Here is a 24,634-nt window from a genome sequence, read left to right on the forward strand (position 1 = left end):
CCTGCGGTCCCGCGCCTAAGATGCAGGCGTGTGAGCCATTCCTATCGCCCGATGGTCCCTCCCGAGCATGCGAAGCGCATCCGCGGCTGGCACGAGCGGGCCTATGAGGAGGCCAAAGCCGAAGGCGCCGGCGATCAGACGTTCGCCTACCTCGGCCGGACGCTGGTCGTCCCGCCCCAGGTGCAGCCGATCACGGGAATGTCGCACCTGCTGGGCGAGGCCGTCCTGGCGGACGTGCGTGCTGACGACCGCGTCCTGGACATGGGCACCGGGTGCGGGGTCAATGCCATCCTGGCCGCCTCGACGGCGACACGGGTCCTCGCCGTGGACATCAACCCCGTCGCCGTCGCGGCAGCCCGGCGCAACGCCGAGCTCAACGGCGTCGCCGACCGCGTCGAGGTCCGCCAGAGCGACGTGTTCACCGACGTCGACGGCCGATTCGATCTGATCGTCTTCGATCCGCCATTCCGCTGGTTCGCCCCGAGGGACCTGCTGGAGGCGGCCACCGCCGACCCGGACTACCGGGCCATGACCACCTTCTTCCACCAGGCCAGACGGCATCTCACCCCGACCGGCAGGATGCTGATCTTCTTCGGGACTTCCGGAGATCTGCCCTACCTGAGGCATCTGATCGATCAGGAGGGATTCACCGCGGAGGTCATCGCACAGGAAGAGCTGGTCAAGGACGGCTGGCCGGTCGGTTACTTCACCTTCCGCCTCACTTGAGGAGCAAAAAGAAGGGTACGGGCCCGCGCCCGTACCCTTCTCACGAACGGATCAGTGCGAGAATGCCTGGAACTCGGCCGCCCTGACCTGGTCCCGCTGCGCACTGGCCGTGGCGCAGTCCGTAGCGGAGTTCGGATCGTCATCCTGCTCGCCCGCGTACAGCGGGTTGCCCGTGCACTGCGTGCTGACCACGCGCAGCATCAGATGCGTGGCGGTCGCCGGCCGGACGTCGAACGACTTGAAGATCATGTCCGCGCCCCTGGGCCGCGGCAGCGTCGTGCGGAAGGCGTCCGCGGGGCTGGTGTAGATCTTCGTGTAGTTCGCCGGATCGGCGCAGCCCGAGCTGCAGGCCAGCACCTCGAAGGCCCGCAGGGAGGAGAAACGGTTCTGGCCGCCGGGGTCGGCGGCGTCACCGGTGTTGGGGCGGAGCATCGCGCTCACCTGCACCCGGCGGATCGGGACGGGCGCCTCGCCCGCCAGGTCCACGACCACCGACTTGCCGGCCGGCGCCCCGGTGAGCGAGGCCCAGTTCGTGGCCTCCGTCTCGTCGATCAGCTTGGGCTGGTTGACGCCGTCGCCCGAGGCCGCGGCGCCGCTCGCCGCCGATGCATGGTTGCGGGGCAGCGCCAGTGGCAGCGGCAGCTTCACTCCGGGGAGCACCGCGAACTTCAGCCGGCGGTGGCCGAAGCCGTTGCCCGCGACCACGAAGTCGTAGACGCCGGGCGTCATCTCGACCGTGTCGGCGAGCGGGGTGGCCGGGTCGGTGTCGGCGACCGGGACCACACGGCCCTCGTAGTCGCCGACATACAGCCGCAGTGCCGCGTCTTTGGCTTCGCCCAGAGGCTTGAGCTGCAGCGAGCCGTTCTTGCCCACCGGGTTGACGAAGCTCGGCGTCGGGTCGGCGTCGTTCGCGCCCGTGCTGGCCGCGCCCTTGCCCAGGCCGTGCTCGGCGAACGCGCGCCACATGATGTCCTGGTTCTTGCCGCCGAAGCGCATCGCGTCGGCCGCGAGGAACGCATCACGGTGGTCGACGTAGCTGACCGCGCCCGAGGCCATCAGCAGCAGGGCGTCGAACGACAGCTGCGCCCAGCGCCGGTTGCCCGGGCACCGCTCGACGGGTGTCGTGCCGTCCGCGCACGAGCGCTGCTGCTTCGACGTGCCGTCGCCGTAGCGCTTGACGAAGGCCGCGCGCACGTCGAACTGCGTGGCCGACCAGATCTCGCCGTCGGCGTGGACCTGCTGGCCGACGATGTCGTAGGCGACGTCGCTGTAGTTGAGCGGCGACTTCGACATGTCGTAGTTCCTGATGCCGCGGACCTTGTCGCCTGTCACGTAGCCGCCGGTGACGTACGGCGTCGCGCCTGAGGGCCGGAAGCCGTACTCGAAGAGGTACTCCATCGCGAACAGGTCAGAGGTGCTCTCGTTCATGGCGCCGGCCTGCGCGCCGCTCCACCCGGCGGCCGGGCCGCCGATCATGCGGCCGGAGATCGCGTGGGTGTATTCGTGGGCGATGACCGACATGTCGTAGTCGCCGTCCACGCACGGCGCGTAGAAGGCGCCGGCGATCGGCTGCCACAGGTACATGTTGGTGATCGGCGCGACGCCGTCAGGGCCGGTGATCTGGTTGGCGTTGTCGCGTACCGACAGCACCCGTGCGCCTGCCTGGGCGTTGCCCTGCTCGGGGTCGTTGCCGAGCGCGCCCCTGTCGCCGTTGTCGGCCTGCATGTTCCAGGCGGTCTCGGTGAAGCCGAGCCGGTACGACCAGTCGTGCATGCGGTTGTGCATGCCGTTCAGGTTGGCGATCGCGGCCTCGAGGTCGTTCTCGCCTTCCTGGTCCAGCACCGCGGGGTTGCACTTGGCCTCGTACCAGGTGTTGCGCCACGGGAAGGCGTAGTTCCTGCTCGGCGTGATCACGTTCGGGCGGGTGCCGACGGTGAACGGGTCGCCACTGGCCCGGTTCTCGAATGTCCTGGCCGCGTTGCCGAGGCTGGTGTTCGTCGGCTCGCCGGTGACGTGGTCGACGTCCCAGGCCTTGCCGGTGGCCGGGTCGCCGCCGCTCACGTAGTCACAGCCGGTGCCCGGCTGGTAGCACCAGGTCTGGCGGGTGTCCGTGGAGGAGTAGTCGTCGCGGGGGTTCGCCGGGAACACCTCCCAGTGCGGGTTGTCCGGGTCTTGGTGGTGATCGACCAGGTTCTCCCGTACCAGGATGGCGCCGTTGACCGCGTCCACATGCGTCGTGTACGCCGCCGCCTCGCCGTCCCCGCCGCCGATCAGCACGACCTGGTACGCGTTGTGCACCCCATCGGGCGCGGGCACCGCCACCGGGGTCGCCTGCTTGGTGGCCGCCGTGGCCAGGTCGATGCCGCCGTCCCTGGCCGCGATCTCCATCGCCTGCTGCGCGCTGATCGCGGCGGCCGGGGGCGCCTGGGTGGCACGCGACAGCGTGGAGGTGACGTGCCTGACCGTGCCGTCGACGACGCCGATCGCGACGAGCCCGTCCACCCCGGCGGGCAGGTCACCGAACCGTTGCCGCAGCAGCACGGCGTGGCCTGCGCCGATGGGGTTGACCGCGACCCGCTCCAGCGCGTCGACGGCCTCGGCCGGCAGGCCGAAGATGCTCTGGTTGTTCTTGAGGTAGCCGCGTGCGGCCTGCTCGGGGTCGGAACCGAGGCCCTCGGCCAGGGGTTCGGAGCTGACGACGGCGGCCGGGGTGCCGAGAGCGTTCCAGCGAATCTCGGCGGCGGGGCCCGCCCTGCGGGCGTTGGCGGGCGGCGCCACTCGGCCCTGCCGGTTGTCCACGTCCGGCTTGCCATGCTCCTCGGCTTGGAAGTCGTGGACGATGTTCGATTGCCCGTTGCCGGGTTCTCCTTGGGCGGCACCGGTGGGTGCCAGTGCCGATGCGGCTAACGCGACGGCGATGAGGGTGCTGCTACGTAACCAGGACTTTGACGACACGGTCGGTTCCCTCCATGCGTGTCCGGAGGTGCGCGGATCACGCGCACTCGCAAGAGGTAACACCGCATTGACCCGGTGACAAGATCTATGTTCGGGAGGGCGAGCGGCGCCCCGGCGGACGATGGCCCGCCCTCCCGGCTTCACTTACTGCCTGACGTCCAGCCACACAAGGCGGTGGTCGGAGCTGGGGAAGGGGAAGACGCCGGTGAGACGGGACAGCGGGTCGCTGGACACCGGCCAGAAGACGCCGCCGCCCGCCACCCTCAGCCGCTTGGACGGCAGCACGTAGTCGGCGCGCAGGTTGCCGGGCGCGGTGTCGGCGAAGTCGGCGGTGTCGTACTTGGGGTCGCCCTTGTGGGTGGCGTTCGCGCCGCCCTGCAGCGCGGCGGCCTCCGTCGCGCCCGCGCTCGACGGCGCGAACCCGCTGTCGATCTTCGGGTGGTCGAGGAGCTGGTGGATGGCGCTCTGGTAGCTGTCGCCGTCGCTGGGGTCGGCGTTCTGGTCGCCGGCGATCACGAACGGCTCGCCGGCCGGCAGTCCGCCGCGCCGGCCGCGGTCGTCGTAGATGTAGCCGCCGCGGCCCGGGTTCGTGTAGTCGGCCCAGAGCCTGATCTCGTCGTGGTTGCGGCGGCCGTTGCGGTCCTCCGCGCCGTCGAACGTGGGCGGCGTCGGGTGGCTGACCAGGAAGTGCACCGTACGATGCCCAACGCGGACCGGCACGTCCCAGTGGCTCTTGGAGGACAGGCGGAACACCTTGAGCTCGTCCGGCGAGTACCAGTCGGCGGGCTCCGGCGTGGCCGGGTCGTCGGGCAGGACGGCGCCGGGCATGTCCTTCCACAGGAACTTCTGGAAGGTGCGGATCCCGCGCACGTCGATCGGGTACTTCGAGTAGACCGCCATGCCGTACTGACCGGGGAAGACCCCGAAGCCGAACGCGTCGTCGCCGTAGCCGGGCGCGCCGGGCGTGGTGACGACGGACCCGTTGTTGTTCAGGTCGAACCCGGAGGCGATGCCGGTGTTGCTGGGGGCCGTGTAGCGGTACCGATAGGTGATCGGTTGCGCGCCGCCCTGGCCCACCGACAGGTAGTTGTCGTGGAAGAGGCGCAGGGCCGTGCCGTTGGCGTCGTAGTCGAACTCGTTGATGAGCAGGACGTCGGGGCGGGCCCGCTGGATGCTCTCGGCGATGACCTTCGCCTGCGTGTTGTCCGGCGTGGACAGGTCGCTGACGAGCTGGCCTTCGACGTTGCGATTGAGCGAGGCGTTGAAGGTGGCGAACCGGGTGGCGCGGCTCGCGGCCTCGGCCGCGCCCGGCGCCAAGGGCAGGAGCGCTGCCGCGGCTGCGGCGACGGACAGGACTCGACGGAATATCACGATCTTTCACCTCGCTGAGGGGCTGGCCCGGTGGACCGGATCATGGCATCTCCCAGGAGGCCGCGCCAGTACGCGAAGATATGCTTTCACTGTCAGCCAGGAGTAAGACATGCCGACGTTCCCTCAGGGAAAACCGCGGCCGCGCCTCACCGGGTCGCAGGGGGGTGAGCCGAAATATCAGGCCATCTACCGTGATCTGCTCGCCCAGATCGACGGTGGCGCGTTCGCGCCCGGCGAGCCGCTGCCCGCGCAGCGGGAGCTGAGCGACTACTACGGGGTCAGCCTCATGACCGTGCGGCAGGCGTTGCAGCGGCTGAGCGCGGAAGGGCGCATCGAGCAGCGGCAGGGGCTCGGCACGTTCGTGGCGGGGAACGTGATCCCGTACCAGATGAACAGCTTGGGCAGTCTCGCCGAGGATCTCGCCGGGCAGGGAATCGATCTGCGGACGGTGCTGCTCGGCACGCTCCGCGCTCTGCCGCCGGCGGCGGTGCGGGCGGAGCTGGGGCTGAGCTCGGACGCCGAGGTCACGGTCATCGAACGGCTGCGGGTCGTGGACGGCACCCCCGTGATCCACCAGCTGTCCTACACGCCGCTCGACCTGGGCGGGGATCCCGCGGACGGCGAGCTGGAGCGCACGCCGCTCTACCGGCTGATCGAGGAGCGGTGCGGGGTGTCGCCGGCGTGGGCCACCGAGGCGATCAGGCCGGTCGTGTTGTCGGAGGAGGAGGCTGCGCTGTTGCGGCGGCCGGTGGGCGATGCGGCGCTCATGAGCACGCGGGTCACGTATGACGCGGAGGACCGGGCGGTGCTGGCGGATCGGGCGGTCATGTGCGCCGCCCAGATCGTGTTCACCACCCGGCGCCAGGTGCGGGAACCGGCCGTCTCGCTACACCTCGACGCCTGAGGCCCACCGTTTCATACGGCCCCGACGCCTGTGGCCCATCCGTTCACTGGGCCCGGACGCCTGCGGCCCACCAGTTCACTCGGCCCAACGCCTGCGGCCCACCCGTTCACTCGGACCCAACGCCTGCGGCCATTCGCACGCCGGCCGCGAGGTCCCGTGCCACCGCCTCGACCGCGGCCAGGCCCGACGCCCGGTCCGGGGCGTCCATGAGCGCGCGAACGAACGCCGAGCCGACGATCACGCCGTCGGCGAAGCCCGCGATCTCGGCGGCCTGCGCGCCGGTGCCCACGCCGAGCCCGACGCACACGGGCAGGTCGGTGACCTCCTTGACCCGCGCGACCAGGTCCTTCGCCGTCGTGCTCACCAGGTCCCGCTCGCCGGTCACCCCCATGAGCGACGCCGCGTACAGGAAGCCGCGCGAGGACCGGGCGGCCAGGGCCAGCCGCTCCGGCGTGGAGGTCGGGGCCACCAGGTGCACGCGATCGAGCCCGTACAGGTCGGCCGCCGCGTGCCAGCCGGCCGCCTCGTCGGGGATCAGGTCCGGTGTGATCATCCCGGCGCCGCCCGCGGCGGCCAGGTCCGCCGCGAACCGCGCGACTCCGTAGCGGTCGACGAGCGTCCAGTACGTCATGACCAGCGCCGGCGCGTCGACCTCCCGGACGGCGGTGAACGCGTCCGCTGGGGTGACGCCGCCGGCGAGCGCCGCCTCGGTGGCCCGCTGGATGAGCGGGCCGTCCATGAGCGGATCCGAGTACGGCAGGCCCACCTCCACGACGTCCACGCCACCGGCCACCATGGCCCGCATCGCCGCCACCGACGTGGCGACGTCGGGAAAGCCGACCGGCAGGTACCCGATGAGCGCGGCCCGCCCCTCGCTCTTGGCTCTTTCGATGGTCGTCCGGGCGCTCATTCGGCGCTCCCCTCCAGGCCACGGACGCCCGCCGGCCCGTCGGCCTCCTCCAGCAGGCCGAAGTAGCGGGCCGCCGTGTCCACGTCCTTGTCGCCGCGACCGGACAGGTTGACGAGCACGATCCCGTCCGGCCCCAGCCGCCTGCCCTCCCGGATGGCGCCGGCCAGCGCGTGCGCGCTCTCGATGGCCGGGATGATCCCCTCAGTACGGCACAGCAGCGCGAACGCCTCCATGGCCTCCGCGTCCGGCACCGACGCGTACCGCGCCCGGCCGATGTCGTGCAGCCAGGCGTGTTGCGGCCCGACCCCCGGATAGTCGAGCCCGGCCGAGATCGAGTGGCTCTCCATGGTCTGCCCGTGGGCGTCCTGCAGCACGAACGTACGGGTCCCGTGCAGGATGCCCAGCGCGCCACCGCACACCGACGCCGCGTGCCTGCCGGTCTCGACCCCGTCGCCCCCGGCCTCCAGCCCCACCAACTCCACATCCGGGTCGTCAAGGAAAGCATGGAAGATCCCGATCGCGTTCGAGCCTCCCCCGACGCAGGCGCACACGACATCGGGCAGCCGCCCGGCCAGCCCCAGCACCTGTCGCCGCGCCTCCACCCCGATGACCTGCTGGAGCTCGCGCACCAGCGTCGGGAACGGATGCGGTCCGGAGGCCGACCCGATCAGGTAGTGGGTGTTCTCGACGTTGGTCACCCAGTCGCGCATGGCCTCGTTCATGGCGTCCTTGAGCGTGCGCGAGCCCGACGTCACGGGGATCACCTCGGCGCCGAGCAGCCGCATCCTGACCACGTTGAGCGCCTGTCGCCGCATGTCGACCTCGCCCATGTAGACCACGGCGTCCAGGCCGAGCAGCGCGGCCGCGGTGGCGGTGGCCACACCGTGCTGGCCCGCGCCCGTCTCGGCGATGACGCGGGTCTTGCCCATGCGCAGGGTGAGCAGCGCCTGGCCCACCGCGTTGTTGATCTTGTGGGCTCCGGTGTGGTTGAGGTCCTCGCGCTTGAGCAGGATGCGCGCGCCGCCGGCGTGCCGCGCGAAGCGCGGAGCCTCGGTGATCAGGCTCGGCCGGCCCACATACGTGTGGTGCAGCTCGTTGAGCCGCCCCATGAACTCCGGATCCGCCAGCGCGTCCCGGTAAGCGGCATCCAGCTCGTCCAGGGCGGCCACCAGCGCTTCCGGAATGAACCGGCCGCCGAACTTCCCGAAATACGGCCCGGTCCGCCCGGTGAGCGGTGTCCGCACGGCCTGTCCGTGCATCCTCGACTCCCCTCTTTGTTGAGTTCTAGTCTTCTAGAACACTACTTTGAGGCTAGCGGTGCGAACTCCGGTGCGTCAACGGTGGCCGCCCGTGGGCGGCCACCGTCAGGTGCTACGACAACGCCCTCTCCCCCAGCACCGCGGCCGCCTGCGGGGCGACCCGGTCCGCCCAGGCCGTCAGGATCTCCTCGAGGTGTGGAATCTGTGCTTCGAGCACCGCCAGCCCGGGAGTGGGCACGGTCGCGCCCAGTTCCACCAGCAGCGGCCGCAGGTGCACTTCGACGGCCAGCGCATGCTTGGCATCCCCCATGACCAGCAGCGGCAGCGCCGCCTTGCCGGCCAGCGCGTCCGGCGGCAGGCGGTCGAGGAAGGACTTGAGCAGCCCGGTGTAGGTGCCCTTGTACGTGGGGCTGGCCACTACGAGCACGCTCGACTCGGCCACCAGCTCCAGCGCCACCTCCACCCCGGGGGACGCGCCGGGGGAGAGCAGATGCGGGCCGAGCGCGGACAGGTCCACTACCTCGTGGGGCCCGGCCGTTCCGATCCGCGTCGAGACCGCCTCCGCGGCCGCGACGGCGACGGCCCGCGTCCTGGAGCCCTCACGGGGGTTGCCGACCAGCGTGACGATGCTCATCCGGCCACCGCCAGCCGCGCGGCGTACTGGGAGGCGGGCCGGCCCAGGCCGTAGTTGTCGCGGAGCGTGCGGCCCTCGTACTCGTGCCTGAACAGTCCTCTCGCGCGTAGCTCCGGCACCACGTGGTCGACGAAGTCGGCCAGGCCGCCGGGCAGGATCGGCGGCATGATGTTGAACCCGTCGGCCGCGCCGTTGAAGAACCACTCCTGGATCTGGTCGGCGATCTGTTCGGGGGTGCCGGCGACGACGCGGTGGCCGCGCCCGCCGGCCAGGCGGCCGAGAAGCTGCCGGACTGTGAGGCGTTCGCGCCTGGCCAGGTCCACCACCAGCTTGCGACGGCTCTGGGCGCCCTCCGTCTCGACGGGCACGTCGGGCAGCGGCTGGTCCAGGGCGTCCTCGGTCAGGTCGATGCCGGTCATGTGGGAGAGCTGAGCCAGCCCGTACGCGGGGATGATGAGGTCCTCCAGCTCCTTCTCCAGCCGCAGCGCCTCCCGCTCGGTCGAGCCGATGATCGGCGAGATCCCCGGCAGGACCAGCAGCTCGTCGGGCCGGCGGCCGTATGCCGCGAGGCGCCCCTTCAGGTCGGCATAGAACGCCTGCCCCTCGGCGAGCGTCTGCTGCGCGGTGAAGACGGCCTCGGCGTAACGGGCGGCGAACTCCTTGCCGTCCTCTGACGATCCGGCCTGGACCAGGAGCGGGTGGCCCTGGGGCGAGCGGGAGGTGTTGAGGGGACCGCGCACCGCGAAGTGCTCGCCCGCGTGCTCGATCGCGTGGATCTTGCCGGTGTCGGCGTACTGGCCGCCGACGCGGTCGCCCAGGATCGCGTCGTCCTCCCAGCTGTCCCACAACTTGCGCACGACCTCCAGGAACTCCGTCGCCCTGGCGTAGCGGGCGGCGTGCGCCGGCCGCTCGACGCCGAAGTTGCGGGCTTCGGCCTCGCCGGCCGAGGTGACGATGTTCCAGCCGGCCCGGCCGCCGCTGATGTGGTCGAGCGAGGCGAACTTGCGTGCCACGTGGAAGGGCTCGTTGTACGTCGTCGACACAGTGGCGATGAGGCCGATGTGGTCGGTGACCGCGGCCAGGGCCGACAGCAACGTCAGCGGCTCCAGGCCGCCGAGCGCGTTGTGGGCGACGTTGCCGTGCAGGGCCACGCCGTCGGCGAGGAAGACAGAGTCGAGCTTGCCGCGCTCGGCGATCCTGGCCAGCTCCTGGTAGTGGCGGACGTCGGTGAGGCGGGCAGGCTCGGTGCGCGGATGCCGCCAGGCCGCCTCGTGGTGGCCCACGCCCATGAGGAAGGCGTTGAGGTGGAGCTTTCTCGTCACGTTGTCCTCCAGGTGGAGAAGCGGCGCTCGACGGCGACCAGCAGCAGGTTGAACAGCAGGCCGAGCACGGAGATCGTGATGATGCCGGCGTACATGTCGGGGATGCGGAAACTGGACTGGGTGTCCAGGATGAGGTAGCCGAGCCCGGCCTTGGCGCCGACCATCTCGGCGAACAGCAGCACGAGGATCGAGTACGCGCCCGCCAGCCGCACGCCGGTGAAGATCGTGGGCACGGCGGCGGGCAGGATCACCTTCTGGAACAGGCGGACCGGGCCGAGGCCCATGGACCTGGCCGACTTGATGAGCAGGGGCTCGACGGTCTTCACGCCGCTGATGGTGTTGAGCAGGATCGGCCACGAGCACGCGTACAGGACGAAGACGATCTTCGTGGTCTCGCCGATGCCGAGGATCAGCGTGAACACCGGCAGCAGCGCCACCGCCGAGGTGTTGCGGAAGAGCTCGAGCAGCGGGGTCAGGAAGTCGGCGATCGGCCGATACCAGCCGATCAGCAGGCCGAGCGGGATGGCCAGCACGATCGCCAGGCCGAAGCCGGCCAGCGAGCGGGCCAGGGAGGCCTGCAGGTGCTCGGGGAGTTGCCCGCTGATCAGGAGGTCGTACCAGGCGACCAGGTTCTCGGAGAGCGGGGGGACGAAGACGCGGTCCAGGACGCCGAGCCTGGGCAGGATCTCCCAGGCGGCCAGGAGGAGCAGGATGGCCGTCGAGTTCACGGTGCCGCGTCTGACCGCGCGCCGGAGCGTTCCCCTGACCCGCTCCGGGCGGGCCTTCGCCACGCCCGACGGGGCAGGCGGCGGCGACGCGGTGTCCGGCCCGGGACCGGCGTCCGCAGGTGCGTCGTCCTCGTGGACGTCGTCAGGTGCTTCGTCGTGGGGTGCTGGGTCTTCGAGTGCTTCGTCGTCTGGGAGGTCGTACCAATGGAGCTCGCCGGGCGGCGTGTCCTGCCGGGTGTCAGCCATGGGAGATCGCCACCTCGCGCTCCTGGACCTGCGCCGCCGCCACCTCGTCACGCAGCAGCTTCCACACGTGGTGCCGGTACTCGCCGAAGACCGGATCGGCCCGCAGGTCGCCCTCGCGCGAGTCGAACGCGATCTCGACGACCTCCTTGATCCGGCCGGGCCTTGAGGTCATCACCGCGACCCGCTCCCCCAGGTAGACGGCCTCGTCGATGCCGTGTGTGATGAAGATGACCGTCTTGCCGGTGTGCTGCCAGACGCGCAGCAGCTCCTCCTGCAGGGACTCGCGGGTCTGCGCGTCCAGCGCGGCGAACGGCTCGTCCATCAGCAGCACGTCCGGGTCGAAGGCGAGGCTGCGGGCGATGGCCACCCGCTGCCGCATGCCGCCGGACAACTCGTGCGGGTAGCGGTCCTCGAACCCGGCCAGGCCGACGAGCGCGAGGTGCTCGCGTGCCCGCCGGGTCCGCTCCTTCCGCGGCACGGCCTTGGCCTCCAGCCCGAACTCGACATTGGCCTGGGCGGTGCGCCAGGGGAACAGGGCGTACTGCTGGAAGACGATCCCCCGGTCGAGCCCGGGGCCCGTGACGGGGGTGCCGTCGATGACGATCTCGCCTGCCGTCGGCGGCGTCAGACCGGCGATCAGGTCGAGGAGTGTGGACTTGCCGCAGCCGCTGGGGCCCACGAGCGTGAGGAACTCTCCCTCGCGTACGTCGAGGTCCACGCCGGACAGCGCGGTGAACGGCTCGCCGCCGTCCCTGACGGGGAAGGTCTTGGTGACGTTGCTGATGCCGATCTTGCTCATGATCCGCTCCCGCCGGCGTAGGGGTTGAACGTGTTGGTGTAGAGGTCGGCTGCCTTGACCTGGCCGGACTTGATCTCGCCTTCGCGTTCCAGCCAGTCGATCCAGGTCTGGAACTCCTTCTCCGCGATGACGCCGCCCTTGCCGGCGATGCCGGTGCTCTTCCAGAACCGGACGGTGTCGGCGCTCTCGTTGCGGCCGCGCTTGGCGATGATCTGCTCGAACTTGGCGATGACCTCCTCGCGGGAGTGGGTCTGCGCCCATTCGATGGCCTTGGCGAAGCCGGTCACGAAGGTCTTGGTGGTAGTCGGGTTCTCGGCGATGAAGTCCTCGCGCAGGACGACGGCTCCGGCGGTGAACGGGCCCAGCAGGTCCACGTCGGTGAACAGCGACCGCAGCCCGCCGCGCTCGAGCGCCTTGTCCTTGAGCACGCCGCCCAACGTGCCGATGTCGAGCTGACCCTGCCGGATGGCCTGCTCGGTGTTGACCGGCGGGATCACCACGAGCTGGACCTGCTTGATCTCATCGGGCGTCAGCCCTTCGCGCCTGAGGTACTCCTTGATGACGGCCTCGTGGTGCGCGCCGAGCGTGTTGACGCCGATCTTTTTGCCGATGAGATCGCGGGCGGTCTTGATAGGGCTGTTCTCGTTGACGTAGTAGCCGTTGAAGGTCTCCTTGTCGGAGCCGTAGTAGCCGATCACCGCCTTGATCGGGGCCTTGGCCGCCTTGAGCTTGATGACGGCGCCGTCGAAGGCGCCGCCGAAGTCGGTCTGCCCGGTGGCCGCGGACTGGATGTCCTGCGGTCCTGAGGTGGTGTTGCCCACCCACTTCAGCTTGACGTCGCCGAGAAAGCCGAGCTCCTCGGCCAGCTCGGGGTAGGTGACGGCGCCGGCGCTGCCCTGGTAGCGCAGCACCTTCACTTCTGAGTCCGCGGATTTCGCCTCGGCGCCGCCGCACCCGGCCAGGAGGGCGGGGAGCAGCGCGGCCATGAGGGCATGTTTGAGCTTGATCACGTTGGGTTCCTCTGGGGAGGGAAAAGAGGTCTGCCTGCGATGCGTGATCAGCGACACTGCGCGCTGGCGACGTGGCCGAAGTCCACGTGCGGGCGGGTTGTCAGGTAAAGGCCCCTCATGCCTACGAAGCTACGGATCTCCAGGCATAAAGTCAACATTTCCTACATGACATACATGGAAATCGCTCGTCGCTAAGCTCGGGCCGTACCGAACTATGGAGGGCCGATGATCTTCATTACCGCCAAGTTCCGCATCCTGCCCGAGCACGCCGACCGCTGGCCGGAGATCGCCGCCGAGTTCACCGAGGCGACCCGGGCCGAGCCCGGCTGCCTGTGGTTCGACTGGTCGCGGAGCCTTGACGATCCGAACGAGTACGTCCTGGTGGAGGCGTTCCGCGACGACACGGCCGGGGCCGCGCACGTGCAGTCGGATCACTTCAAGCAGGCCCAGCGCACCCTGCCGGACTACCTGGCCGAGACGCCGCGCATCGTCAACGCCGCGGTCCCGCAGGACGACTGGTCAGAGCTGGGCGAGCTGGCCGTGCCCCCGCGGGGTTAGTCCACGCGGACGTTGCCGTAGGCGAACAGGCTGATCGGGCCGGGGCCCGCGGGCACCGGCTCTTCGGCGGTGACGGCCAGGGCGAGGGTGTTCAGGCCGTGCTCGTTCAGGAGCCCAGCCGGGAGCGTGAAGTCGCGTTGCGGGCCGATGTCGCCGCCGTATTGGCCGACGTTCCAGCCGTTGAGGAAGATCAGCACGCGGTACGCCGGTGACGGGTCGCCGCCGAAGCGGAGTCCGATCGGGACGTCGTGGCCTTTGGGCAGGTCGAGCTTGAACGACGTCCGGTACCAGGTGACTCCGGGCGTCAGGGGTGCGGTGGCCGGGTCGGCGTTCTTCCAGGATGTATCGGGATGTGCCGGCAGGTGCCAGCCGGTGCGCTCGCCGTAGAGGCCGCCGTTGTTGAGCCCGCCGCGGATCTTGTCGACCCCGGCTGCGCCCTGGATGCGCCAGGTGACGGGGGTGCCGCCGACGGAGGCGCCGATCAGGCCGCGGGGTTGCTTGAAGCGGAGGTCGTCGGCGATCCAGTCGTCGTTGTGCCCCATGTTGGCGACGAGGACGGCGATCACATTGTCGGTGCCCGGCTTCAGCATGCCTGACGGGATGGCGAAGTGGCCTGGGCCCGGGTCGGGATTGGGCGGGGTCCACTGGTCGCCGGAGTCCGCCTGCACGCCGCCGGCGGCCGAGCCGAGATACCGGCCATTGAGCCAGACCAGGTAGTTGCCACGCAGGCCGGTGATCGCGTTCAGGTCGATCGTGGTCTCGGCGCCGGTGGCGGTGAAGTGGCCGCGGTACCAGACGTTGCCGTAGTGGTAGCCGTAGTCGTCGGCGTACAGGACGGGCAGGGTCTTGGGCGGGTGCGGGTTGGTGGTCGCGGTGTGGTCGGCGAGGGTCCAGCGGGAGTCGTCGAACCTGGGCTGGGCCTCAGGGGCCTCGGGGCGGGCGCGCCAGGAGGTCAGCTCGGGCAGCGGGGCCGGTTCGGGGGCGCGGGTTGAGCCGAGCAGCGAGCCGCTCGGCGTGCGGTTCACGCGGACGTCGTGCGTGCCTATCCGCAGGCGGCGGGCCGCGGGCGGCGCGAACACCTCCACCTCCCCCGCCCCGGCGCGGGCCGCCAGGCTCGTGGCGCCCCCGGTTGCCATGGGCGTGGCGTCCCCTGCCACGTCGGCCACCAGGCGCGCGGTGTCACCGCTCACGGACGCCGAGCGCACGAGCTCCGTGCCGCGCACCAGCACAGGGCCCGAAGCCGTGTCCGCCCGCCAGAACCTCGCCGCCTCCTCATCCGTGCCGATCAGGAGCATCAGCGGCCGCCGTCCGCCTCCCGTGACCAGCACCCTGGCCAGCCCTTCGTGGCTGTAGTCGAGCCGCAAGTCGCCCCCCGAGTAGGAGCTGGTCACGCGGCCGTCGAGCACCGTGACCCGCGGCTCGGAGCCGTACCGCAGGACGGTGGCGCCAGGCGAGCCCGCCGTACCGTAGAGGACGGCGACGTCGCGGCCATCGATGGCGGCGTGCGTCATGATCTCGGAGGTGGACAGGGTCAGGCGCTGGCCGCCGAGGTCGTACCCGGCGACGAGGACGTGCGCGTCGCGCCCCTTGACCTGCACGGGCACCCGGTGTCCCGCCCAGTCGAGGGTGGCGGCGTCCGTGCTCGTCGCGGCCCGGTCGGTGTGCTTGACCAGGACGAACTGGGTGCCGGTGTCCGGGTTGGCGCGCGCCACCGTGGTCAGAGCCGGGTTGTCGGATGGGGGCGGCGTGGCGACCGGATCGGTCTTGGCCAGCGGTGCGACGGCCTGCAGGAAGTAGCCCTGGCGCTTGAACTCGTCGTACTTGGGAGTGAGCCGCCTGGCCTCGGTGATCGGGGCGCCGTAGTCGTAGGAGGTGTAGACGTCGTTGGGCTGGGCGAGCCAGCCCCAGTTCGTGCCTCCGTATCCCATGTAGTACGAGAACATCGTCGCCCCGGTCGTCACCAGGTTGTTCTTGTAGAAGTACTTCATGAAGGCCGGCCCAGTGAGCTCGCGGCACTTGTCGTAGCCGGCGTTGCCCACGTCGATGGCGCCGGCCTGGTATTCGGCGGCGAACACGGGGATGTCGTCGCGCAGCCGCTCGGTCAGCCCCTCGCCCCACGGCCCCCACAGCCCCGGATTGGCGCACTCGAAGGACTGCGGGTAGTCGTCGATGCCCGGGATCTGCACGGCGCCGGGCCCGGTCGCCCAGGTCGAACTCCAGCTGCCACCGTCGCAGCAGTCATTGGTCGTGATGGGCACGTCGATGCCGTCGGCCCGGGCCTGGTCCTGGATGTCCTGCATGTAGGCGGCATCGGTGTTGACCTGGTACTCGTTCTCGGCGTTGTAGAGGACCACCGGCCCGCCGTCGGTCACCTGGTGCCTGGCGATGATCGGGTTGATCCGGTGCAGCCACTCCCGGTAGGCGGTCTGATATCCCGCCTCACTGCTGCGGGCGCGCCCCGGCACGGTCTTCACCCAGGCAGGCAGGCCGCCGCCGCTGCTCTCGGCGTTGATGTACGGCCCCGGCCGGGCGATCACGTACAGCCCGGCCTCGGAGGCGGTACGCAGCAGCCGGTCCACGTCACGCACGCCGGTGAAGTCGTACACGCCGGACTTCGGCGAGTGGTAGGCCCACGAGAAGTAGAGCGAGACGGCGTTGAACCCGGCCGCCTTGAACTTCTCCAGCACATCCCGCCACAACCCCGGGCTGGGCAGCCGGAAGTAGTGGAACTCGGCCGCCTGCAACACGACCCGGCGACCGTCCACCATGAGCGAGTACCGGTCGTAGGTGACCTCGCGCGCAGCCGCGGCCCGGGTGGGCACGACGAGGGTGGCGCAGGTCAGCAGCATGGCCAGGAGCACCAAAAGGGTCCGCCTCATGCCATTTAATTTGGCGATCAGACAAACAAAAGTCAACGGCCTACAGAGTGATCCGCCAGGCCTGCCCGAGGGTCTGGTTTACCCGACTGGCCCACTAGGTCCGACATTTCCCGCTATGGTGCCAAGATCCCCCAAGTCGTCACAGGAGTCCCATGTCGCACGTCGAACCCCTCCGGGAAGGCGACCCCACTGCCGTGGGGCCCTACCGGCTGCAGGGGCGTCTGGGCGCGGGCGGCCAAGGGGTGGTCTACCTGAGCCAGGGGCCCGACGGAAGGCCCGTCGCGGTCAAAGTGCTCCGCGAGGGACTCGCCAACGAGCGCTTCGCCAAGGAGATCGACGCGGCGCGCCGGGTGGAGCCGTTCTGCATCGCCCAGGTGCTCGACGCCTCGCTGAGCGGCCGGCCGTACATCGTGACCGAGTACGTCGAGGGTCCCTCACTCCAGGAGGCCGGGCGCCACGTCGGCGCTGACCTGCAGCGGCTCGCGGTGGCGACTGCGACGGCGCTGGCGGCCATTCATCAGGCCGGCATCGTGCATCGCGACTTCAAGCCTGCCAACGTACTGCTCGGACAGGGCGGGCCCAGGGTGATCGACTTCGGGATCGCCCGGTCCGTGGAAGCGGGGCTGACGGCTACCAGCAGCATCGTGGGGACGCCTGCATACATGGCGCCGGAGCAGCTCGCCGGCGAGCGGATCGGGCCGGCCGTCGACGTGTTCGCGTGGGCATCGGTGATCGTGTTCGCCGCCACCGGTACGCCCCCGTTCGGTGAGGACTCGCTGCCCGCGGTGATCAATCGGATCCTGCACAACGAGCCGCAGCTCGGCGACCTGCCGCAACCGTTGCGCGGGATCGTGCTGAGGTGCCTGGCCAAGGATCCGGCGCGGCGGCCGGCCATGCGCGACGTGTTGCTGCAGCTTCTGGGGGGACAGACCCTCGGGCCTCCGGACGGTGCCGATGGCCGCGGTCCGTCCACTGTTCCCGGGCGGCGTCGGCGCGGGAGCAGGACGGCGCTCGTCGCAGGGGTCTCCAGCGTGGGGACGCTGGCGGTCGCGGCCGTCCTCGCCTGGGGGGTCACAAGCGTCTGGGAGCCGCGACCGAGTACGCAGCCGCTGGCGTTCACCACTTCCGCGACGCCGACACCGGCGAAAACGCGCCAGAGCCCGAAAAGGACCAAACGTCCTTCCACCCCGAAACCAGCGACCACCACGAAGCCGACCGTGACGCGGACGACGAAGCCGACGCAGCCCGCTCCCCGGCCGGCGACCTCATCGGCGAAACCCCGATCGGGCAGCGGCTCCTTCCGGATCGTCTGGGTGCGGGTCATTGGCCCCAGGCATGCCGACACCCCTGACTGCGTGTTCGGCCAAGGCAACATCTCCGGCCTGGTGGAGGGGACCAAGCTGGCCACCACGTTCCGCTACGAATGGGTCCTGGACGGGCGGGTGGTGCAGCGCTCCGAGTCCGTCATCGCCGACACCTACACTCGGCAGGTCACTGGCCCGCTCGTGGAGTCGGACGGTCCTCACCGGATCATCCTCCGCCTCACCTCGCCCCAAGCGGTGTCGAAGACGTTCTCGTTCACCATCTGCCCCACTGGGAGCTGATGATGAACCCGCTCCTGCCAGAAGATCCCCCGACCGTAGGCCCCTACCGGCTGCTGGGGCGTCTGGGCGCGGGCGGCCAAGGGGTGGTCTACCTGGGCCAGGCTCCCGACGGGCGGCGGGTCGCGGTCAAGGTGTTGGCTGACGGCCTGGCGGATGACCATCGCTTCGCCAAGGAGATCGACGCGGCGCGCCGGGTGGAGCCGTTCTGCATCGCACAGGTGTTCGACGCCTCGCTGAGCGGCCGGCCGTACATCGTGACCGAGTACGTCGAGGGTCCTTCACTCCAGGAGGCCGGCCGTCACGTGGGGCCCAACCTGCAGCGACTCGCGGTGGCGACCGCGACGGCGCTGGCGGCGATCCACCGGGCCGGGGTGGTGCATCGCGATTTCAAACCCGCCAACGTGCTGCTCGGGAGGGATGGGCCGCGGGTCATCGACTTCGGCATCGCCCGCGCGTCCGGCCATTCGCTGACCGTGACGAGCAGTATCGTCGGCACGCCCGCCTATATGGCGCCCGAGCAGATCGCGGGCGCCCCGCTCGGTCCCGCCGTGGACGTCTTCGCGTGGGCGTCGATGATCGTGTTCGCCGCGACAGGAAGTCCGCCGTTCGGCAACGACTCACTGCCCGCGGTGATCCGCCGCATCCTCCACGACGAGCCGTACCTGGGCGATCTGCCGCATCCGCTGCGTCCGATCGTGCTGTCCTGCCTGGCCAAGGACCCCGCCGCCCGCCCCACCATGCAGGACGTCCTGCTCCTGCTCATCGGCGCTCCACCCACCGGTACGGCAGGCCGACGAGGCGGTACGGTGGGTCATCCCGCGAGCCGCCCCCGCTGGAAGGCGCTGCTGGCCGGCGTCGGCGCGCTGGGCCTGTCCGCTGCGCTGGTCGCCGGGGCGATCATGTGGATGCCCACCCCGGCGACAACGGCCGCGCCCACCTCGTCAGCCGCCAGGGAACCGACCACCACCACGACGACCAGCCCACCGGCCACGAACCGGGGCACTGGCAAGACCCCCACTGCGCCGGCTAAGAAGACGCGCCCCACCAGGACCGCCCGCTCGACCCCCACCCCCTCCCGCCGCCCGTCGACGCCCAAACCTACGACGTCCCCGGCGAAACCCGCGACGACGACGACGGCTGCGGGGGCCGTACGCCTGGTGTCGTTGACGCTGGAGGGGCAGCAGATCGGAGGAGACGGCTGCTGGTCGCCCAGTCTCTTCCCGGTCGCCGTGATCAAGGGTCCATCTGGCAAGCAGACGGAGTACACCTACCGCTGGGTGGTGGACGGCCAGGACGAAGGACGGAAGACGGGCTGGGTGACCGGCACGACCGAGGACCGGCGCAACCCTTTCGGAGCCTTCGAGCCGGGGCGGCACACGATCGTCTATCACCTGCTGACACCGTCGAAGGCCACCAGGAGAGTGTCGTTCACAGTGTGCGAGCGGTACTCCTGACGCACGTCGACGGGCTTGCGTGGGCGCGTGGGCGTGTTACGGGAACGTTACAAGGCTCGCCAACCCCCTACGCAGCCGCGTTTCTCCAGCTCACAGCGCCATGTCGCACCCGAGACGTTTTTTTCCGGGTTATTGACGAAAAACAGTGGGCGTGGGCAGACTCGGCGTTATGTCACAACCCCGTGGCCCTTTGTCACAGCTGCGGCGCGGGCACGAAGAGCTCGTGCTCGGACTGCTGCGCAAGCACGGCCCACTCAGCCGAGGCGAGCTGGGCAAGCTCTGCAGGTTGTCCCGTACCACCCTGTACGACATCCTCGCCGAGCTCATGACCACCGGCGCCGTCGTCACCGCCACCCAGCAGGACGACACGCCGCGCGGCCGCGGCCGGCCGGCTGAGACGCTGACGCTCAACCCGGACGCCGGACAGGCCATCGGCATCGACTTCGCCCGCCGCGCGCTGCACGTCGCAGCCGTCAACCTGGCGCACGAGATCGTCGGCGCGGCCAGCGAGCCGCACGACGCCGACCTGCCGTGGGAGCAGCGAGTGGACCTGGCCGAGCGGCTCGTCGGCTCACTCGGCGAGGGTGGCCTGCGGCTGGGCGCGCTCAGCGCGATCGGCGCCGGCGTGGTCGGCCCGGTCGGCGGCCCGGACTCCCGCGAGGACGGCGACACCCTGCATCCTGCGCAGGTGCTGCTGCGGGAGCGGTTCGGCGTGCCGGTGCTGCTGGACAACAACGCCCGGCTGGCCGCGCTGGGCGAGGCGATCTGGGGCGCGGCCGCGGGCGGCCAGGACGTGCTGTACCTGCGGCTGTCCCACGGCGTCGGCGGCGGGCTGGTGATCGCCGGGTCGCTGCACCGCGGCGCGTACGGCCTGTCGGGCGAGTTCGGCCACATCACGGTCGACCCGCACGGCGCGCCCTGTTCGTGCGGCGGCTCCGGCTGCCTGGAGACCGTGGCCTCGGTCAGAGCCGTGCTGGACTCCTACCGCGCCGCCGGTGGCCGGGCCGACGATGCCCCCGAGCTGATCAAGGCCGTCAAGGCCGGCGACGGCACGGCGCTCCGCCTGCTCGAGGGCGTCGGGGAGAACATCGGCGGCGTGCTCGCGGCCCTGTGCAACGCCATCGGCCCCAGCGTGATCGTGATCGGCGGCGAGCTCGCGGAGACCGGCGCCGCGTTGTTCGAGCCGATCGAGCGCACGCTGCACGCCCGCGTCATGCCGATCTCCAGGCACCGGATCACGGTGCGCCGCGCGACGCTCGGCGAGGCCGCGGGCGCGCTCGGCGGCATCGCCCTGGTGCTGCACGAATCCCCTTTGCTTTCCCGTTATCCGGCCGGTCCGGATCTTGTGCCAGAGGACCTCATGAACCATTTGGGTCAGTCATGACGCAGCTCACCGCACTGGGCAAGACACCTACGGCGCGACGCGAGCCCAAACGCTCCAGCCGCGCCTTCACCCTGAACCTGATCGCCGTCGTCATCGGCCTCGTCGTGTGGACACTGCTGGCCACGGTCGGCGTGCAGGGACTGCCGACCCCGCTGGAAGTGGCGGCCAAGGCAGGCGAGCTGATCGCGGACGGCACACTCCTGGACGACGCGCTCGCCAGCCTGCGCAGAGTGCTGCTGGGTTTCCTGCTCGGCACCCTGCTGGCGATCCCGATCGGCTTCCTGATGGGCTGGTACGCCACCGCGCGCGGCCTGTTGGAGCCTTACGTGCAGTTCTTCCGCACCATCCCGCCCCTGGCGATCATTCCCCTCGCCATCGTGCTGATGGGCATCGGCGAGGTGCCGAAGGTCTTCGTGATCTTCTTGGCGTCGTTCCTGTCCAGCGTCGTGGCGACGTTCCAGGGCGTGGTGGACGTGGACAAGACGCTGATCAACGCCGCCCGCGTGCTCGGCGCGTCCGATCGGACGATCTTCCTCAAGGTCGTGGTGCCGGCGTCCACGCCGTTCATCCTGGTCGGGATGCGGGTCGGGCTCGGCTCGGCCTGGGGCACGCTGGTCGCCGCCGAGCTGATCGCCGCCCAGGAGGGCCTGGGCTATCGCATGCAGAACGCCCAGCTCTACTACGACCTGCCCACGATCTTCGTGGGCCTGATCGCCATCGGCGTGCTCGGCCTGCTGATGGACCGGCTGCTGCTGCTGGCCGAGCGCCACCTCACCGACTGGCAGGAGCGCCGTTGACCACCAAGATCTCGTTCAGGGACGTCGTCAAGACCTACCCGATGAAGGACGATACGTTCACCGCGCTGAGCCAGGTGTCGCTGGACATCGCCGACCGGGAGTTCGTCACGGTCGTGGGCCCGTCCGGGTGCGGCAAGAGCACGCTCATGAGCATGGCGGCCGGGCTGGTCGAGCCCACCTCGGGCGAGGTGCTGGTGGACGGCGTGCCGGTCACCGGTCCCGGGCCGGAACGCGGGGTGATCTTCCAGCAGTACGCGTTGTTCCCCTGGCTGACCGTGCGCAAGAACGTCGAGTTCGGGCTGAAGCTGGCCGAGCTCCCTGCCGATGAGCGCAGGCGGCGGGCGCAGCGGGCGATCGAGCTCGTGGGGCTGTCCGACTTCGCCGACGCGCTGCCCAAGACGTTGTCCGGCGGCATGAAGCAGCGGTGCGCAATCGCCCGCGCGTACGCGGTGAACCCGCAGGTCCTGCTCATGGACGAGCCGTTCGGCGCGCTGGACGCGCTGACCCGGGTGCAACTGCAGGACCAGCTGCTGGCGACCTGGAGCCAGGAGCAGCGCACGGTCATGTTCATCACCCACGACGTGGACGAGGCCGTCTACCTGGCCAGGCGCGTGATCGTCATGGCGGCCCGTCCCGGCCGCATCCAGCAGGTCGTCGACGTCGACCTGCCGTACCCAAGGACCGAGGAAATGCGCCTCTCGCCCGAGTTCGGGCGGATCCGCAACGAGGTCTGGCACAGCGTTTACCACCAAGCATCAGCCGCCTGACACCCCCTGGAAAGGACTGATCCGCCATGCGTTCTCTTCGTCGCGCCCTGACGGCCGCCACGGCGGTGAGCCTGCTGACACTGTCCGTGACCGCCTGCTCTGATGACGGCACCACGGTCCGTTTCGGCTACATCAGCGACTACAACGGCGCCAGCCTGCTCGCCATCGCCGACAAGCAGGGCCTGTGGGAGAAGCAGGGGCTCACCCCCGACATCAAGGTCTTCACCAACGGGCCGCTGCAGATCCAGGCGCTCGGCGCCGGCGACCTCGACTTCGGCTACATCGGCCCCGGCGCCATGTGGCTGCCGGCCTCGGGCAAGGCCAAGGTCATCGCGATCAACACGCTCGCGTACGCCGACCGCGTCATCGGCCGCCCCGGCGTCGCGACCATGCAGGACTTGAAGGGCGAGAAGGTCGGGGTGCCCGAGGGCACGTCCGGCGACATGGTGCTCAACCTGGCGCTGCAGAAGGCCGGGATGACCGCCAAGGACATCCAGAAGGTGCCGATGGACCCGGCCACCGTCGTGTCGGCGTTCTCGGCCGGACAGATCGACGGGGCCGGCATCTGGTATCCGCTGATCGACACGATCAAGCAGAAAGTGCCGGGCACCGTCGAGCTCGCCAGCACCAGGGAGTTTCCCGACAGCTCGTTCCCGACCGCGTTCGTGTCGGGGCCCAAGACGGATCAGGAGCTCACCAACAAGGTGATCAAGGTGCTGCAGGAGGCCAACGACTGGCGGGCCGCGCACCCCGAGGAGTCGATCGCCGAGTCGGCGGCGCTGCTCAAGCTCGACCCGGCCAAGGTGAAGGCCGACGCGGCGAACGTCCAGACGATGCCGACGGCCGACCTGGTGGCCAAGACCAAGGACGGCACGGTCGCCAAGTGGCTGAACAGCCTGAGCAACTTCTTCGTCAACACCGGCCAGCTCAAGTCGCGCCCCGACCCGGCCACGTACTACACCGGCGATCTCTACGAAAAGGCCTTCAGCAAGTCAACTACCACCGGTTGAGACCGGTGGTTTGCTCTCACGGTCCCGTCTGGCTGAAGGGAGGCCGGTAGCGTGCGGCTGGTTGACAACAGCCCAGCCCGCAACGCCGCGTACGGCGATGTTGCAGGCCGCGATGTGATCGGCGTGCCCAGCGAGGCCACACCCGGTACAGACGAACCGGCCCCGCGCCGGCCGATTCGCCCTGGTGACGCACCCGCAGTCGGGACAGGCCTGCGAAGTATAGGCGGGGTCGACCAGCAGGAAGGCGACCCCGGCCCGCGCGGCCTTGTAGCGGGTGAACGCGATCAGCTGGGCGAACGCCCAGCCGTGCAGGGTGCGCCGCTGGAGCCGGTGAGCCCTTACCCGGCCGCGGATGCCCTGGAGATCCTCCAGGGCGATGCCGCGGCCGGTGCGTTCGGCTTCGCACACCACATGGTTGGAGATTTGGTGGTTGACGTCGGTCATCATCCGGTGCTCACGCCCGGACAGACGGCGCAGCACCCGCCGCGCCGCAGGTGTGCCCTTCTTCTGCAAACGGCGGCGCTGCCGATACCTGCGCTCCCGCAGGCTGCGCACGTGCCCGTTGCCGCCGATCGGGCCGGGCAGGGCGGGCCCGGGCAGCACCGCGCCGTCGTTGGTGACGGCCAGGTTCGCCACTCCTTGGTCCACCCCGAGGAAGCCGTTGACCGGCTCGCGCACCGCCGGTTTGGGCAGGGTGACGGCAACGTGCAGCAGCCACTCGCCGCGCCGGAAGATGAGATCGGCCTCGCCGAGCGGCAGCGTGTCGACGGCCTTCAAAGCCTCCGGCCGCCCCGTATACGGCACAGTCACGCGGCCGGTGGGGGTCCACAACGACACCGTGCGGGCATCACGGTTCCAGCTCATCAGCCGGGCGTCGTAGGGGACCGCACCGTACGGGCGGAACACATGAGCCCGCGTCTTGGTGGCACGCCGGTTGGCGTACGCGCCGGCCACCCGGGCAATGGCCCGCACGGCCGCCTGTGCGCCCAGCCCGGCGAACTCCGCGCGCACCGGGTAATAGGCCTGCCGGTGCAGCTCCCCCATGGTGAATGTGCGCTGCTGCCAGGCCAGCCGGGAGACGAAGGTCGCTGCCTGATTGCACAGCAGCACTGCTGCGGTGAGGGCGTCGGCCTGGTCGGGGGCGGGTGTGAGCCGGAGCTGCACCACCGAGGGCAGGCCTTTCCGCTTAGCGGCAGAGCGGCGGATCGCCATCGCGCACCTCCTGTCACTCGAGCCTCACGCACCGGCACATATTACTGACTGTTACCGATGTTTTCCATACTCTTTTCGAAAGGGGGTTGGCGCTATCTCCCGGTT

Annotated in this window: 20 protein-coding genes; 9 read left to right on the forward strand and 11 right to left on the reverse strand. The window is 70.1% G+C overall.

Going from position 1 to position 24,634, the window contains the following annotated elements:
- The first annotated feature begins 30 nt into the window (after positions 1–30).
- Positions 31–726, forward strand: coding sequence for a methyltransferase (locus ACTWPT_RS12210; protein WP_443177422.1), 696 nt, complete (start codon positions 31–33; stop codon positions 724–726).
- A 51-nt stretch (positions 727–777) separates the two neighbouring features.
- Here ACTWPT_RS12210 and ACTWPT_RS12215 read toward each other — a convergent pair whose 3' ends face one another.
- Positions 778–3,681 (reverse strand): M36 family metallopeptidase, encoded by a 2,904-nt coding sequence (locus tag ACTWPT_RS12215; protein WP_443177423.1) that lies wholly within the window; start codon positions 3,679–3,681, stop codon positions 778–780.
- A 144-nt stretch (positions 3,682–3,825) separates the two neighbouring features.
- Positions 3,826–5,052: an endonuclease/exonuclease/phosphatase family protein gene (locus tag ACTWPT_RS12220; RefSeq protein ID WP_443177424.1), complete on the reverse strand. Its 1,227-nt coding sequence runs from the start codon at positions 5,050–5,052 to the stop codon at positions 3,826–3,828.
- A gap of 109 nt (positions 5,053–5,161) precedes the next feature.
- Between ACTWPT_RS12220 and ACTWPT_RS12225 the strand changes: the two genes are divergently transcribed.
- Complete coding sequence (locus ACTWPT_RS12225; RefSeq protein WP_443177425.1) at positions 5,162–5,956, forward strand: GntR family transcriptional regulator; 795 nt, start codon at positions 5,162–5,164, stop codon at positions 5,954–5,956.
- Between the two features lie 106 nt (positions 5,957–6,062).
- On the opposite strand, the gene trpA is transcribed toward ACTWPT_RS12225, so the two are convergent.
- From trpA to ACTWPT_RS12260, 7 genes are all read right to left on the reverse strand, one after another.
- Complete coding sequence (trpA, locus tag ACTWPT_RS12230; protein ID WP_443177426.1) at positions 6,063–6,866, reverse strand: tryptophan synthase subunit alpha; 804 nt, start codon at positions 6,864–6,866, stop codon at positions 6,063–6,065.
- A complete protein-coding gene (gene trpB / locus ACTWPT_RS12235) occupies positions 6,863–8,125 on the reverse strand; it encodes a tryptophan synthase subunit beta (protein ID WP_443177427.1) in 1,263 nt (420 codons plus the stop codon). The genes trpA and trpB overlap by 4 nt, the downstream gene beginning before the upstream one ends.
- A gap of 112 nt (positions 8,126–8,237) precedes the next feature.
- Entirely contained in the window at positions 8,238–8,759 is a 522-nt protein-coding gene (locus ACTWPT_RS12240) for an NADPH-dependent FMN reductase (protein ID WP_443177428.1), read from the reverse strand.
- Positions 8,756–10,081 (reverse strand): LLM class flavin-dependent oxidoreductase, encoded by a 1,326-nt coding sequence (locus ACTWPT_RS12245; RefSeq protein WP_443177429.1) that lies wholly within the window; start codon positions 10,079–10,081, stop codon positions 8,756–8,758. The genes ACTWPT_RS12240 and ACTWPT_RS12245 overlap by 4 nt, the downstream gene beginning before the upstream one ends.
- The gene (locus ACTWPT_RS12250; protein ID WP_443177430.1) at positions 10,078–11,055 is read right to left on the reverse strand and encodes an ABC transporter permease subunit; all 978 of its coding nucleotides are present in this window, start codon (positions 11,053–11,055) and stop codon (positions 10,078–10,080) included. The genes ACTWPT_RS12245 and ACTWPT_RS12250 overlap by 4 nt, the downstream gene beginning before the upstream one ends.
- Positions 11,048–11,854, reverse strand: coding sequence for an ABC transporter ATP-binding protein (locus ACTWPT_RS12255; RefSeq protein WP_443177431.1), 807 nt, complete (start codon positions 11,852–11,854; stop codon positions 11,048–11,050). Before ACTWPT_RS12255 ends, ACTWPT_RS12250 begins: the two co-directional genes overlap by 8 nt.
- The gene (locus ACTWPT_RS12260; protein WP_443177432.1) at positions 11,851–12,864 is read right to left on the reverse strand and encodes an ABC transporter substrate-binding protein; all 1,014 of its coding nucleotides are present in this window, start codon (positions 12,862–12,864) and stop codon (positions 11,851–11,853) included. The genes ACTWPT_RS12255 and ACTWPT_RS12260 overlap by 4 nt, the downstream gene beginning before the upstream one ends.
- A gap of 225 nt (positions 12,865–13,089) precedes the next feature.
- Between ACTWPT_RS12260 and ACTWPT_RS12265 the strand changes: the two genes are divergently transcribed.
- Entirely contained in the window at positions 13,090–13,422 is a 333-nt protein-coding gene (locus ACTWPT_RS12265) for a putative quinol monooxygenase (protein ID WP_443177433.1), read from the forward strand.
- Here the strand turns inward: ACTWPT_RS12265 and ACTWPT_RS12270 are convergent.
- Positions 13,419–16,301: a beta-galactosidase gene (locus tag ACTWPT_RS12270; RefSeq protein ID WP_443177434.1), complete on the reverse strand. Its 2,883-nt coding sequence runs from the start codon at positions 16,299–16,301 to the stop codon at positions 13,419–13,421. The two genes, ACTWPT_RS12265 and ACTWPT_RS12270, sit on opposite strands and share 4 nt — an antisense overlap.
- 152 nt (positions 16,302–16,453) lie before the next feature.
- On the opposite strand from ACTWPT_RS12270, the gene ACTWPT_RS12275 reads away from it, so the two are divergent.
- The 6 genes from ACTWPT_RS12275 (at position 16,454) to ACTWPT_RS12300 (ending at position 23,317) form a co-directional block, all read left to right on the forward strand.
- On the forward strand, positions 16,454–17,905 hold the full coding sequence (locus ACTWPT_RS12275) for a serine/threonine-protein kinase (RefSeq protein WP_443177435.1): 1,452 nt from the start codon (positions 16,454–16,456) through the stop codon (positions 17,903–17,905).
- A complete protein-coding gene (locus ACTWPT_RS12280) occupies positions 17,905–19,359 on the forward strand; it encodes a serine/threonine-protein kinase (RefSeq protein WP_443177436.1) in 1,455 nt (484 codons plus the stop codon). Before ACTWPT_RS12275 ends, ACTWPT_RS12280 begins: the two co-directional genes overlap by 1 nt.
- A 169-nt stretch (positions 19,360–19,528) precedes the next feature.
- A complete protein-coding gene (locus ACTWPT_RS12285; protein WP_443177437.1) occupies positions 19,529–20,743 on the forward strand; it encodes an ROK family protein in 1,215 nt (404 codons plus the stop codon).
- Complete coding sequence (locus ACTWPT_RS12290) at positions 20,740–21,540, forward strand: ABC transporter permease (protein ID WP_443177438.1); 801 nt, start codon at positions 20,740–20,742, stop codon at positions 21,538–21,540. Before ACTWPT_RS12285 ends, ACTWPT_RS12290 begins: the two co-directional genes overlap by 4 nt.
- Positions 21,537–22,307, forward strand: a complete 771-nt coding sequence (locus ACTWPT_RS12295; protein WP_443177439.1) for an ABC transporter ATP-binding protein — start codon at positions 21,537–21,539, stop codon at positions 22,305–22,307. Before ACTWPT_RS12290 ends, ACTWPT_RS12295 begins: the two co-directional genes overlap by 4 nt.
- 26 nt (positions 22,308–22,333) lie before the next feature.
- On the forward strand, positions 22,334–23,317 hold the full coding sequence (locus ACTWPT_RS12300) for an aliphatic sulfonate ABC transporter substrate-binding protein (RefSeq protein WP_443177440.1): 984 nt from the start codon (positions 22,334–22,336) through the stop codon (positions 23,315–23,317).
- Here ACTWPT_RS12300 and ACTWPT_RS12305 read toward each other — a convergent pair.
- On the reverse strand, positions 23,300–24,529 hold the full coding sequence (locus ACTWPT_RS12305) for an RNA-guided endonuclease InsQ/TnpB family protein (RefSeq protein WP_443177441.1): 1,230 nt from the start codon (positions 24,527–24,529) through the stop codon (positions 23,300–23,302). The genes ACTWPT_RS12300 and ACTWPT_RS12305 overlap by 18 nt on opposite strands.
- Positions 24,530–24,634: the final 105 nt, after the last annotated feature.

Origin of the sequence: Nonomuraea sp. 3N208 (assembly GCF_052245935.1) — a bacterium.
Taxonomy (GTDB): domain Bacteria; phylum Actinomycetota; class Actinomycetes; order Streptosporangiales; family Streptosporangiaceae; genus Nonomuraea.